Origin of the sequence: Methylophaga sp. UBA4204 (genome assembly GCF_002379485.1) — a bacterium.
Lineage (GTDB): Bacteria > Pseudomonadota > Gammaproteobacteria > Nitrosococcales > Methylophagaceae > Methylophaga.
On the sequence record NZ_DFTU01000005.1, the window covers coordinates 15,181 to 28,861 of the forward strand.

14 protein-coding genes are annotated in these 13,681 nt (G+C 42.5%); 9 read left to right on the forward strand and 5 right to left on the reverse strand.

Going from position 1 to position 13,681, the window contains the following annotated elements; all coding sequences use genetic code 11:
- The first annotated feature begins 124 nt into the window (after positions 1–124).
- The 3 genes from flgA (at position 125) to B3182_RS00550 (ending at position 1,734) form a co-directional block, all read left to right on the forward strand.
- Positions 125–829 (forward strand): flagellar basal body P-ring formation chaperone FlgA, encoded by a 705-nt coding sequence (flgA, locus tag B3182_RS00540; RefSeq protein WP_292356398.1) that lies wholly within the window; start codon positions 125–127, stop codon positions 827–829.
- Between the two features lie 86 nt (positions 830–915).
- Positions 916–1,230, forward strand: coding sequence for a flagellar biosynthesis anti-sigma factor FlgM (gene flgM / locus B3182_RS00545; RefSeq protein WP_292356397.1), 315 nt, complete (start codon positions 916–918; stop codon positions 1,228–1,230).
- Between the two features lie 15 nt (positions 1,231–1,245).
- Complete coding sequence (locus tag B3182_RS00550) at positions 1,246–1,734, forward strand: flagella synthesis protein FlgN (protein ID WP_292356395.1); 489 nt, start codon at positions 1,246–1,248, stop codon at positions 1,732–1,734.
- 30 nt (positions 1,735–1,764) lie between these two features.
- Here the strand turns inward: B3182_RS00550 and hemH are convergent, their stop codons facing one another.
- Positions 1,765–2,778 (reverse strand): ferrochelatase, encoded by a 1,014-nt coding sequence (gene hemH, locus B3182_RS00555; RefSeq protein ID WP_292356393.1) that lies wholly within the window; start codon positions 2,776–2,778, stop codon positions 1,765–1,767.
- 8 nt (positions 2,779–2,786) lie between these two features.
- Positions 2,787–3,701: a TIGR01777 family oxidoreductase gene (locus B3182_RS00560; protein WP_292356391.1), complete on the reverse strand. Its 915-nt coding sequence runs from the start codon at positions 3,699–3,701 to the stop codon at positions 2,787–2,789.
- A 271-nt stretch (positions 3,702–3,972) separates the two neighbouring features.
- Between B3182_RS00560 and B3182_RS00565 the strand changes: the two genes are divergently transcribed.
- The 3 genes from B3182_RS00565 (at position 3,973) to B3182_RS00575 (ending at position 7,086) form a co-directional block, all read left to right on the forward strand.
- Positions 3,973–4,917, forward strand: coding sequence for a YbgA family protein (locus tag B3182_RS00565; protein ID WP_292356389.1), 945 nt, complete (start codon positions 3,973–3,975; stop codon positions 4,915–4,917).
- Positions 4,918–5,100: 183 nt separating this feature from the next.
- Positions 5,101–6,090, forward strand: coding sequence for a histone deacetylase family protein (locus B3182_RS00570; protein WP_292356387.1), 990 nt, complete (start codon positions 5,101–5,103; stop codon positions 6,088–6,090).
- Between the two features lie 105 nt (positions 6,091–6,195).
- Complete coding sequence (locus B3182_RS00575; RefSeq protein WP_292411629.1) at positions 6,196–7,086, forward strand: crotonase/enoyl-CoA hydratase family protein; 891 nt, start codon at positions 6,196–6,198, stop codon at positions 7,084–7,086.
- A gap of 140 nt (positions 7,087–7,226) precedes the next feature.
- Here the strand turns inward: B3182_RS00575 and B3182_RS00580 are convergent, their stop codons facing one another.
- On the reverse strand, positions 7,227–9,803 hold the full coding sequence (locus tag B3182_RS00580; RefSeq protein WP_292356383.1) for an ATP-binding protein: 2,577 nt from the start codon (positions 9,801–9,803) through the stop codon (positions 7,227–7,229).
- Positions 9,793–10,908: an HD domain-containing phosphohydrolase gene (locus tag B3182_RS00585; protein ID WP_292356381.1), complete on the reverse strand. Its 1,116-nt coding sequence runs from the start codon at positions 10,906–10,908 to the stop codon at positions 9,793–9,795. Before B3182_RS00585 ends, B3182_RS00580 begins: the two co-directional genes overlap by 11 nt.
- Positions 10,909–11,224: 316 nt before the next feature.
- Here B3182_RS00585 and B3182_RS00590 point away from each other — a divergent pair, with 316 nt between their 5' ends.
- Positions 11,225–11,593 carry a sirohydrochlorin chelatase gene (locus B3182_RS00590; protein WP_292356379.1) on the forward strand — a complete coding sequence of 123 codons (369 nt, stop codon included), beginning with the start codon at positions 11,225–11,227 and terminating at the stop codon, positions 11,591–11,593.
- 50 nt (positions 11,594–11,643) lie between these two features.
- Here the strand turns inward: B3182_RS00590 and B3182_RS00595 are convergent, their stop codons facing one another.
- On the reverse strand, positions 11,644–11,862 hold the full coding sequence (locus tag B3182_RS00595; RefSeq protein ID WP_292356377.1) for a hypothetical protein: 219 nt from the start codon (positions 11,860–11,862) through the stop codon (positions 11,644–11,646).
- 657 nt (positions 11,863–12,519) lie between these two features.
- Here B3182_RS00595 and B3182_RS00600 point away from each other — a divergent pair.
- Together B3182_RS00600 and B3182_RS00605 are read left to right on the forward strand one after the other, a co-directional pair.
- A complete protein-coding gene (locus B3182_RS00600) occupies positions 12,520–12,876 on the forward strand; it encodes a hypothetical protein (protein WP_292356376.1) in 357 nt (118 codons plus the stop codon).
- A 224-nt stretch (positions 12,877–13,100) separates the two neighbouring features.
- The coding region (locus tag B3182_RS00605) for a hypothetical protein (protein WP_292751118.1) at positions 13,101–13,681 on the forward strand (581 nt) is incomplete at its 3' end.

Genomic DNA, 13,681 nt, shown 5'->3' on the forward strand with positions numbered 1-13,681 from the left:
TTTCTCCTGATTACTGCAAGAGTATAACGGCAGTAACGTTCATTTCTGAACCGTAATTATCGGAATGAAATTTGCAGGTCATCAAAGTGAGTTCATTTGCCGTGCATATTGCCGGAGGATTTTGATGTATAAATTATTATGTAGTGTATGTTTAGTGTTAAGTGTCAATTTGTTGACACTTACTGCCCAGGCTGACAATTTACAATCTTTGGCTGATGTGGAGCACACCGCATTCACTTATACTTTAGCCCAGGCGCAGACACGATTTAACAATCCCCAGGTTAGTGTGACACCATTAGATAAACGGTTACGCTTGCAGCATTGTGAAAAAGGGCTGGAGGCATTCAGTAATCGCAATATTGCAACTGCCGGTAATGTGACCGTGGGTGTGCGTTGTCAGGAGCCTGTGGCCTGGACAGTTTATATCCCCTTGCAAATCAAAGTAATGCGACCCATGGTGGTGATTGCCCGGCCCGTTTCAGCGAACCATGTTTTAACAGAACAGGATTTGCGGATTGAACAGCATGATATTGGCAAGCTTCGGCAAGGCTATATGGCAAATATTGCCGCTGTGGTGGGACAGCAAGCGAAATATTCACTGGGCTTGGGCACCGTTATTCAGAAAAATCATTTGCGGCCGCTGAATATCGTAAAAAGAGGTGAGTCAATTGTTCTGGTGGCTAGTGCAGGAACAATGGAAGTCAGAATGCAGGGCACAGCGATGTCTGATGCCAGCCTGGGGGATCGCGTTCGTGTGAAAAACCTCTCCTCAGAGAGAGTGGTCGAAGGTGTAGTAGATGGTCCAGGGGTGGTACGCGTTACAATGTGAAGAAAACTCTGGATCGAATCACATTATATTAAAGTTTTTTCAATTCGATCCGATAAACATTATAGAACCAATATGGAGACATTTTTATGTCGGATATTAATAATATAAAACCACCAACACAGGGTGGTGGAATCAACTCGACGCGAAACGTCAATGTTGAAGATAAACGTACAGAAAACGTATCAAATCAGGTCAAATCGAGTGGTAATAGCTCAACAGACAAGATCAGTTTGACAACCACGGCAACACAACTGCAATCTCTGCAACAGGAAATTGCCGCTTTGCCTGTGGTGGATGAACAAAAAGTGGCTGCTTTACGTGCGGCTATTGAAGATGGAAGCTATCAGGTTGATAGTCAAAAGTTGGCACGGAACATGATTGATTTTGAGGGTAACCTATAAAAAAGGAACCCTCCCATGGCTATGTCACCCGGACAACAATTGCACAGCGTTTTACAGTCTGAACTCAATATTGCCAAACAGTTAGCCGAGTTACTAGTCGCGGAGCGTCAAGCCCTTGCTCTATCGGATATCGTGACCATTACCGATATCAACAATAAAAAACAGCCGTTAATCATGAAGCTCGAACAGTTTAGCCGTCAACGTGATGCGGTATTAATTTCTACAGGCTTCCCTACCGGTAAACAAGGCCTTGAAGCGTTCATTGATAATCAAACGGAAGATGACGCATTGGCGTTAACGCTGTTGATAAAAAATCTAAAAGCAGTTGCCAAAGTCTGCCAGCAAAAAAATCAGGTAAATGGCGGCATCGTCAGTATTAACCGTCAGTATCTGCAGCGCGCTATCTCCGTTCTTCGAGGACGTGATCCAGAGTCGAGTGCTTATGGTCCGGGTGGTGAATATACCAGTGCAGTTGTTCGTCAACCACTAATTGGACGTGTCTGATCCTAGGTGGATATGAAAAATTAATAAGCCCTAAGGCGTTTCACACCACTGGGCTAACAGATCAACCCATACTGGATCATCGTTAAGGCATGGTATCAATTTTAATGAACGACCACCTGCCTCGATAAACACTTCCTCAGCTCTAATCGCAATTTCTTCAAGCGTTTCCAGGCAGTCCGTCACAAATGCAGGACACATGACCAGCACGTTTTTTGTGCCGTTTTGTGCCAGTTCAATCAAACGATCTTCAGTGTTAGGCCCCAGCCATTTGGCTCGGCCCAGTCGGGACTGAAAAGCGACTGAGTAATTGTCCGGATTGAGTTGGGCTTTTTCGGCAAAAGCAGCTGTGGTCGTCATAACCTGATGTCGGTAACAAGTGGCATGAGCCACATGTGGCTTACTGCAACAATCAGCCTGTTGCAGACAATGTTGGCCACTAGGGTCACGTTTCAAAATGTGCGATTCTGGTAAGCCATGATAGCTGAAGAGCAAATGGTCATGTTCTTCCATCAAATAAGGACGGGTTTGCTCAACCAATGCATTGATATAACCTTCTTCCTGATAGAAAGGTGGTTTGATCGTTAAGACAATATCCAGTTTATGCTTGGCGATGACCTGTTTGGCCATTTCAATACAGGTGGTTACGGTGCTATCAGCAAAATGCGGATACAAAGGAACGAAGAAAATCTCTTTAACGCCATCAATCCTGGCAAGCTTTAGCAAACCCGCTTCAATACTGGGGTTTCCATATCGCATAGCCAGCTCTACCGGCATATCAACCTGCTGTTGAACAGCTTTATGTAATTTTTCAGATAATACAATCAACGGTGAGCCAGTATCGGTCCATACACTCCGATAAGCTTCAGCAGAGGCTTTTGGGCGGCTAGGCAGAACAAAGGCACTGACAATAAAGCGCCTTAGCAACCAGGGTAGTTGAATAACATAGGGGTCCATCAGAAACTGATTTAAGTAGCGCCTTACGGAGGGTGTATCAGGCTGATCCGGTGAACCTAGATTTACTAATAAAACGGCACGTTGCGTCATAATAATTATTATTTTGAGTCAGAAGATTTAAGTACGTCGTTAAGCGCACTCTGGATATCAGTATAGAGAAATTCAAAGCCGGCAGCTTGAGCTTTTTCCGGGATTGCACGTTGCCCGCCCAGTAATAAATCAGCCATTTCTCCCATAGATGCTTTCAAAACACTGGACGGCACTCGAAAGAAAGCCGGACGGTTTAGCGCTTGGGCAAGTGCTTTGCTGAATTGCTGATTGGTAACAGGTCGAGGAGCTGCGCCATTATAAACACCTGTAAGCGAACGATTTTCAGCCAGAAATAAAAATAACCGACAGATATCATCGAGATGAATCCATGGCATATATTGCTGGCCGTCACTTATTGGTCCACCCAATCCCATTTTGAAGGGCAGCGTCATTTTGCTCAGAAAACCACCATTTGGTGCCACTACTAATCCAGTGCGAACGATAGCGACCCGGATTCCAAGAGATTCTGCAGACAAAGCGGCTTGTTCCCATTGTTCGCATAATTCATGACTGAACTCTGGTTTGAAACTACTACTTTCGGTAACAATCGTATCGTCCTGGTTTCCATACCAGCCTACTGCTGAGCCACTGATAAAACTATGGGGGAGGCTGGAGCGTTTGGACAATTTATCTATCAGGTTCCGTGTATAGTCGACCCGGCTTTTCAATAATATTTGCTTACGGGCATCGGTCCAGCGTTTATCAACAATCGGTGCACCGGCCAGATTAATGACTACATCGATATGATGATCTAGCGGTATTGAATCGACGGATTCGAAACACTGCACCTGGGAACCAAGTATTTTGGCTGCTTTCTGACAATTACGACTTAATGCAAAAACAGTCTCGCCATTGTTTAAAAGTCTTTGACACAGCGCTTGGCCGATGAGTCCTGTAGCACCGGTTATTAAAAAAGCCGCCATGATAAATTCCTTTGAATAGTTATGATTATTCCTTGTATAGAGTCATAACAGCTGGCAAAGTTTACCAAGGGCCTGCTGATTTTTCATAACCACCACTGCTGGAGGCTATTTTTTTCGGCCAACAAGGCGGAAATGATGCGATGTAGGTGTTCTACATAAGTCATTTCCAACACCGTAGGACGGAAAAATAGTCACAACCCAAAGGGCTGGGAAACATCGACAGACCCTGAGTAAAGATAAAACCAAATATTTAGTATTTAACGAGTAATTGATGGGAATTAAAGTCGGAATCAGTAGCTGTTTACTGGGGGAATCCGTGCGATTTGATGGCGGACATAAACATATGCGTCTATGTACCGACAGTTTGTCGCGTTTTTTTGATTTTGTTGCGGAATGTCCTGAAGTGGGTATTGGTATGGGAATTCCTCGCAAACCCATTCGTCTGGTTGGTGATGTGGATGCACCACAGGCAGTAGCCGTGCATGATTATAATTTGAATTACACAGAAAAGTTGACGGCTTTTGGCCAGCAAAAAGCCCATGAACACAATGATTTATGTGGTTATATTTTTATGAAAAACTCACCGAGTTGTGGGTTGTTTCGAGTCAAGGTGTATCAGGGTAATGGTTATCCGGCGGCTGAAACAGGACGAGGGTTATATGCTGATGCATTAAAGAAAGCCCATCCATTGATGCCAATGGAAGAATCCGGCAGATTGAATGATCCATTATTACGCGAAAATTTTATCACTCGGGTGTTCGCCTATTATGACTGGCAGCAACTGGTTCGCAGTGGGTTAACCCACCATAAATTGATCAGCTTTCATTCACGTTATAAATATTCCTTAATGGCTCATTCACCGACATACTATGCTGAACTTGGACGGATGCTGGCTGATGCTGGAAATCATGAGATCGAAACTCTGGCAGAACGTTATTTCACTGAGCTTATGACGGTTTTATCAAAAATTGCCTCCCGGAAAACACATACAAATGTATTAATGCATTTGCAAGGCTATCTAAAGAAAAAGCTCTCAAGCTCTGAGAAGCAGGAACTTGCCGACATTATTAACCGTTACCGTACGGCAGAGTTACCACTGATAGTGCCGATCACATTATTAAAACATCATTTCAATAATCATCCAGATGCATATATTGCCAAACAGGCCTATCTGCAGCCATATCCTGATGCGTTGAGTCTGAGAAATACGATATAAATTGTGTACGAAAACTGGAAATCACAGTAAATTGAAATGATTACATGTCATTAATGATAGCGTCGTAAATCCGGTATTAGAAAAAACGCTTTTAAAAGAAGTAGCAGTAGGAATGTATGGTGAAGCGAAGTTGTATCATTTTCTAAAAATAGCTGAGATTGAAGCCAGTTCGGGATATCAGATATGCAGCGTAGGGATTTATTAAAACTCGGTTTATTAAGTACCGTTAGCAGCAAAACTTCAGCAATAAGCCAAACGGCATTGACGGGTCTGGTGTTGGATCCTGGTTTTGCCAAACATCATATTATGCCTCAACACCCAGAGTCTCCTGCAAGATATGAGCGTTTGCGGGATGAGCTGGAAGTCAGTGAGCTGCTATCCAAGGTCACATTGTTAAAACCCAAAAGCAATATTGAATCTGAATTATCGCTTATTCATTCAGCCAATCATGTAGCGTCAATAAAACGTCACGATCCCGAAGCGCATCAAGCTGCAATGTTGGCCACAGGAGGCGTACTGGTAGCGGTTGACGCGGTCTGTAAAGGTTTGCTGGATAATGCTTTTTGTGCTTCAAGGCCACCAGGGCATCACGCAACCAACACCGGAAAGGAAGAAGGGTTCTGCTATTACAATCATGTTGCTATAGCGGCAAGATATGCTCAAAAACGCTATAAGTTAAAACGAATTTTAATTGTGGACTGGGATTATCACCATGGAAATGGCACTGAATGGGCTTTTTATCATGATCCCTCGGTATTGTTTTTTTCAACGCATGACGCCGAAGCTTATCCTGGTACGGGGTCACCAGAGAAAACCGGCACTGGTTCCGGCAAGGGCTTTAATATAAATGTGCATTTGCCCTGTGGTTCCGGGGATGCAGAAATCATCGCTGCATTCGAAGAAAAACTGATTCCAGCGGTAACTGAATTTAACCCCGATTTGATTCTGATATCAGCCGGGTTTGATAGTCGGGAAGACGATTTGTTGGGATGTTATAAAGTTTCCGATCAGGGCTTTATCCAACTGACGGAGATCATGATGCGACTTGCCAAACAGCACTGTGATGGCAGACTCGTTTCGGTACTGGAAGGGGGCTACAACCTGACAGGTAATGCCAAGGCCAGTGTGGCGCATTTAAAAACCTTGATGCAGATAGTTTCATCTGCTGAATAATTTTTGTGATTAACGGCACAGTTCGTGCTAATCCTTAATTGAAACATTTTAGTGACAAATATCAGTCACTTGTTGATTGGCAGCCCAAGCCCTTTTAAGGAGAAAATGATGAACGCTGTTGTTAAACTCAGAGATGAGAACGAGGCTGGTCTTGACCAGAATCAAGGAAAGCAATATCAACATCTGAATACCTATTATGACCCGACCTATAAGATTGGCTGGTTCATGATGAATGCCGCTCCCAGGCCATGTTTTACCCCTACCTTGCTGAATGAACTTTCGGATTATCTGGCGAATGTAAAAGCTGAGATGCAACAGAGTAATCATGAAAAATATGATTATCTGGTCGTTGGTTCCAGTGTTGATGGTGTGTTTAATCTGGGCGGTGATTTAAACCTGTTTACCTCACTAATTGAAAAACGTGACCGTGAAGCATTGCTGGCCTATGCCATTCATTGTGTTGATATCCTCTACGACAATATGTTCCATTTTGATTGTGACCTGACCACCGTCAGTCTGATTCAGGGTGATGCATTGGGAGGTGGGTTTGAAGCGGCATTATCGAGTAATATTATTATTGCTGAGCGAGGCGTGAAGTTGGGTCTGCCAGAAGTGTTGTTTAATCTGTTCCCGGGAATGGGGGCTTATACATTGTTATCCCGAAAAGTCGGGGCGGCCAATGCTGAAAAAATGATTCTGTCGGGTGCTTTATATACCGCAGATGAGCTTTATGAAATGGGCGCGATCGATATTCTGGCCGAAAAAGGTGAAGGTGAGCTGGCTTTATACAAATACATTAAAGCCGCCAAAAAATCTCCAAACAGCTATAAAGCGATGTCACGTATTAAAGATTTATGTAACACCGTGAGCTATGAAGAGCTTGTAGCAATAGCCAATATCTGGGCGGATGCGGCTTTAAATCTGACCAGTAAGGATATCCGGATGATGACGCGATTGGTGAATCGTCAGACTGCCAAATCAAACAGCGAAGTGTAACCTGACTTCACCATCACTGCTGTTTGGCGAGATACATCGAGGTGTCTCGTTGCTTTAAGTTTGCTTCAAAAAACGATTAGTAAGCTATCAGTCATTACTCAGGCTGGGAACACAGCCTAGTGATGAAAAATAAACAGGTCTTAATGATCCGCTTTTTGTGATTGCCCTTGAAGCTTAAGGGCAACTTCTAATTCGGTTAGCGTTTGTGTAAAAGCATGCTCCAGTTTTTCGGTCAGGCGAAGTAATTCAGCTGAGCCAATATCGAAAGGTTTAAATGATTCTCCCTGACGACAAAGCTCAGCAACTTTATTCGCACCTAATTCAGAAGATGAACCTTTCAAAGCATGCAGGCTTTCACGATAGGTCAGATAATCATCATGTGCTGATTGAAGAATCAATTGCAGGTGTTTGGTACCGTCTTCTTTATAACCATTTAGCAGAAGCTGTAAAAAGGCTTCACCGCCCCCTAGCTCAGAAAGTTCGAGCAAAACCTGATGGTCACACCATTGTTCTGATGAAACGGTCGATCGACCGTTAACTTTGCCGGGTTTTACATTGATTTGATGCTCCAGAGCCAGACGGGCAATGGATTCCAGCAATGAACGGGAATCTATTGGTTTGGTCAGAAACTCATTTGCTCCGGCTTCCAGACAACGTTGTTTAGCCTGAGGTGTTGCATCAGCTGTCAGAATGATAATAGGGATATCATGTCCAGTATCCATATAGCGCATGGCGCGGATAACTTCGGTTCCGCTGTAATCTGGCATATTCATATCCAGAATCAGCATTTCAATACTGTCAATTTGTTGACTTAGAACATCCAGCGCCTGTTCGCCACTACTGGCCAGAATTACCTGATGTCCTGCATGGCGAAGTATACCCTCCAACACCTGCTGATTGACTAGGTTATCTTCGGCGATAAGAATATTTAAAGATTTAGCATAGGATTGAGCTGCATAATGTTGAGCCAGGGTGATGACTTTTTCATCCTGAATGGCATGATTGCTCTGTGCTGCGTGGATGGCATTAAATAGAACAGGTTTTTCCTTAACATCATGCACAATCGAAATAAAGTGATGACGCAGTCTTGGATCCTGTTTACTGAAGTCTGATGGATTCAACAGGATCAGCGCGGTATTGGCGAGTAAAGGTTCACCATGGATCATATTGGCAAATTGAATCGGATCGATTTCATGCATACAATCCTGATCAATCATCACGGTTTGATAAGGCGATTGATTCTCTGCTGCTCGAATCAATACTGAAAATGCTTTGGCGGTGGTGTCGACATGTTGGTAATTCACTGACCAGTCATTGATAACAGGTTTAATAAGGTCATGCAGTGAATCGGTGCTTAAAATCAGCATAGGGCTCTCAGATAAAGTTAATTCATTTGGCTCATTGGCAGTGAAGGGCATTTCAAACCAGAACAGGGTTCCTTCACCCACTTCGCTGGTTACCCCAATTTCACCTCCCATCAACTCAACCAGCTCTTTGGCGATAGTAGTGCCTAAACCGGTTCCGCCTTTATTTAATGTATCAGGTGAGATCTGCGTAAAGTCATCAAAGATTCGTTGCAGAGCTTCCTGTGGAATCCCTATCCCGGTATCACTTACTTCAAAGCGAATCCACAAATTTTGATTTGATTTGCGAGTGATTGGTTGAGCTGAAAGTTTAACGGCACCCTGATCAGTAAATTTAATACTATTACCGATAAGATTGATTAAAACTTGGCGTAGATGTTGTAAATCACCATTTATCGAAAAGGGCAGAGCGGGGTCAATATAGCAATTAATGTGTAAGCCTTTACTGATTGCCATTGGCTTTTGCATGCCAATCACACTGTTTAACAGTTGGTGTAAATCAAAACTTTTATCGCTGATTAAAATCTTACCAGCTTCGATTTTGGAGATATCCAAAACATTTTCAATCAGGCTGAGCAGCGTATGTGCTGACGTTTTCATGATTTTAACAAAATCATGTTGTTGTTTATCCAGCTGGGTCTCCGCCATCAGATCTGCAATACCAATTACACCGTTAAGTGGCGTACGTAATTCGTGAGACATATTGGCCAGAAATCGACTTTTTGCTTCATTTGCCTGCTTTGACAAAGCAATTGCAACATGCAGTTTTTTGATCAGAAAAGCTGAATAAAGCGGAATGATAAGTAACAAAAACATCAGACTGTAACCAAATGGTTCATGCTGAGAGTGCTGCCAGTATTCACCATTGATAATGGCAAAGGAAAAACCGATGATGCCCACTATGAGGGAGATGTATAGGTAATTCACGCCATAACGGAAACCATTACCCAAAATCACCCAGAGATATAAAACGAACAAAAAGACACTCTGCTCACCCGCGATCAACATAACAATTGATAGCGCAGTCAAATCCAGCAAAATACCACAGACCCTTCTGATGGGGGATGGCCTCGGGTTGAGAATCAAAGCTACTGCAATGACGACTGCCAGTAAGTAATAGGCCAACGTAATCAGACTTGGCAGGCTGACAATATTTTCTGAGAAGGTTCTGTCAGCGCCCCATGGCAAACAAAAATAAATTAATAAAGCGATACCCAGAGTGAGTCGGATTTTGATCGCTTGTTCCGGTTCGCTGTCACCCGTTTTGGGTATTTTATCTAAAAATCGCCCAAGCAGATTTCTTTCCTGTGGCTGTGCATAACGATCATTCATTGCTGGAGATTTAATCAGCATACTCGGCTTGAATTTGCTGGATTGCCTCTATCCGATCAAAAAACGCCTGAACACATCTAGGGTCGAGTTGTGTACCCGCACTTTGCTCAATGTAACGACAGGCATCTTCGTTTGACCAGGCTTTTTTATAGGGCCGTTCCGAAACCAATGCATCATAGATATCGGCGACAGAAACGACTCTGGCAATAAGTGGAATTTCTTCGCCCTTTAACTGAGAAGGATAGCCTTTTCCGTCATAACGTTCGTGATGGTGCAATGCGATGATTGCACCAATATGCATGTATTTCGATTGACTATCAGAGAGTATTTCATGACCGATAGTGGTGTGCGTTTTCATGACTTCCCATTCTTCCGGATCCAGCTTGCCAGGCTTTAGCAGAATATTATCAGGAATCCCGATTTTACCGATGTCATGCATGGGAGCGGCATATTCAAGATCTTCGCATTGCTGTTCATCGAAAACGCCTAATGCTTCAGCAATAAAACGGGAGTATTTCGCCATACGAATAACGTGATTCCCCGTCCCTTCATCACGGTATTCACCCGCCTTGGCCAGACGAATAATGGTCTCTTTTTCACGCAGAATAATCTGTTCAGTGGCAATTTCTACCTGGCGTGCCAACCAATTGGCACGGTCTTCAATGATCAGGTGTTGCTCGTGCATCTGTAAAAGATTACGACAACTGGTACGACATTCAATTTGATCAATGGGGCGGGTTAGGAAGGCAGTAGCCCCGGCATCCAGTGCGTCATAACGCACGGCTTTTTCGCTGACGACGGTAATCATCATGATGGGAACGCTTTGCAAAGCAGGCATCTGGCGCACACGACGAATAAATTCGATGCCATCAATTTCCGGCATACGATAATCCGTTACAATTAAATCGGCCTCATGTTGACTCAGCCATTCAAGTGCCTCAGTAGAGTTACTTAACGCCGTGACGTGAATATTTTCACCAATTTGCTGGACTATCTTTTCTAAAATAGTTCTGCCGGTTGATTGATCATCAATGATCAATACCTCTTTGGTCTTCTTAAGAATGCTCAGTCTCCTTGCTGATTCATAAGGTTTTAAATTGCCAGGACGACCATATTGGTTTGCCAAGACACTTTCCTCATCAAGCTTGCCCTTCCGTCACATCCCTGCTTTGGCAGTTTTATTAACAGAAGTCATATCCTTGAATCCGTGTCTGTTATTTTGTTTAAATACAATCGTTTCTTATTTCCGCATTATGCTGACAGAGTTCGTAGCTGTCCATTCTATTTACGTTTCGAGCGTTCTTAAATGCTTTTTGATGCTCCTCAACAACGACTGGATAGTGTTTTGAATGACGCTCAATTAATTTCAAAGATAATTAATTCTGGCGAGACCGTTTAAACTTTTCACGCATAATTCACATTCAAAAACGGACTATATGTTGATGAAAGCATTATTACTTATTGCCCATGGCAGTCGACGCCAGCGTTCAAATGATGAAGTTATTGCGCTGGCTGAAAAACTAAAAACGGAATGTGCCGAACATTACGATATCGTGCAAGCCGCATTTCTGGAACTTGCCGATACATTGATAGCGGATGGGATTGAAAACTGCGTGCGTGATGGCGCCAGCCAGATAACCGTCTTACCTTATTTTCTAAATTCCGGACGTCATGTAACCGAAGACATTCCTCATGATGTAGATGCAGTTCGTGCTGACTTTCCGAATGTAGACATTCAAATTGCTCAACATATTGGCGCATCAACGGCCATGATCGATATGTTAAAAACTGCTGCGGTAAATCGAGTCTGATATTAGCTAACGTAATGAGGATAAAGCTTTGCCTGAGTTATCTATGGCAATCAAGGTTTTAAGAACCTGGAAGCAATAATCATCGAATCTTCAGATCTCTCACGCTCAACCTGCCAGCCTTGAGCCAGAATATAGTCCAATGCCTGCTGATGACTAGCAAACTGCTTATCTAACGTCTGCCGTTCACCATCAATATTCTGATGAATGATAAAAAAAGGTTCGCTTTCAGAACCAGCTCTTTCAATGCGGCATTGTGGAATGGATGACATGTTATCGCTCCAGTACTCGTCATAATTAAAATCAGTGATCACATTAATATTCTATGAGAACCAGTATAGGCTTTCTGCAAAACTGGTACATCAGCCTTTCTTGTAAACACAAAAGCCCATTCAAAGGGGGCTTTATGTTAAAGCGGATGGCGATTAGTGAGTGCAAACACACACATCACTTCAAAGCCGCAACGCATAGCTAAATTGTCGGGTTGGGTCCACATGTTAATAATTCTTTAGGTGAAAAAAGTGATTATTACACTACGCATCCTACTCTGCGCTCATACTATTCAATAGTGAATCATGCTCTTAGAATCTCGGTATTTTCCTTGTTTATGAGATATTGCATAGGGTCAATTAATAAAAGTCGTTTGTCGTTTTTTGGCTGGTGCTAAAGCATGAATTTTTTTTAATTTCTTTTGAAATAATTACAAAAATGATTAATAAGGTCATTTTCGATAGTCTGTTTTTATAAAGGAAGGCATCAAACTTATATAAGTAACGTATTGAATTTTAAGTATAAAAGTTTTTAAAAATAAATCTTTATCAGCTTGGTATAGTACTTGCGTTATCTACAGTGAAGTACATTGAAACGTTAAAACGTTTTAATTTGAGCTAATTTATTAGCCGAACTTGGATAAATAAAAGGAGAATGAAATGTTTAAAAAACTATTTCTTTCAACTGCAGTTGTCACTGCGTTTGCTGCGACCCCTGTTTTAGCAGGTAATCAAAATGATACTAACCCGAATGATCCTGAATGGGAGAGAAAGGGCGACCGAGTCGTCAATACTAATCGGGATCAGAATGGAACCAATCAAAAAAATAATGATAAACGCAACAAACAAGATGGAACCACCAAAAATTATGATGATGTCAGTCATGGTGATAAAAAGGTGACCCCCGATCGCAAAGCGTATGACAAAGAAAACCACAATAAAGATAGTATTAAAAATCAGCAGCACCCTGCACATGAAATGGGTGAAGGGGACGAAACTCCCTATGAAGGTCAGTGATTCAAATCTGACCTTGTTCAAATTAAGAGACAATCTTTCAGAAAAATAAGATTAAGCCCAAGGATTACGATTTATCGATTTTCCCTTATTTCAAAGGAATTTCGATATTTATAACGCCTTAAAAGTGCGCTGCAATGGCGAACATGGTTAGGCTTATCATTGCCGTTAACAGCGTTACTTTCTATATTTTTGAGTTTTTCTGATGTATATCTTGGAGGTATTCGATGAAAAATATAAATTTCCTAACATTCACAGCTTTTTCTTTATTGGCAACTCCTGTCATCGCAGAAAACCCTTATGCCAAAGACGATAATAGTTGGATCAGTATTAATGGGGAGGTAACTTCTGTTTCGGCGGATGAGTTTGAGCTGGATTATGGTGATGGAACGATTACGGTCGAAATGGATGATGGTGACCGAGATGCTGATGGCTACAAGCTTTTAAGAGGTGATGAGGTCAGGGTTTCAGGACTTATCGAGGATAGCTTCTTTGAAACTACGACTATAGATGCCAGTAGCGTTTACGTAAAAAATATTGATACGTATTTCTATGCCAGTGCAATTGATGATGAATATTACGGTTATGACGTGATATCGCCGCTAACCACCGATACCTTTGTAGAAGGTACTATCACTAGCGTAAGCGTTGATGATGAACAATTTACTTTAGACACTGGCCTTCAGATGCTGACCGTTGAGGTAGATGAACTTCTTTCCAACCCACTAGATAATGAAGGCTATCAGCAATTAGAAATGGGTGAAAGAGTCAGGGTCAACGGTGAGATTGATTATGACTTTTTCCAAGG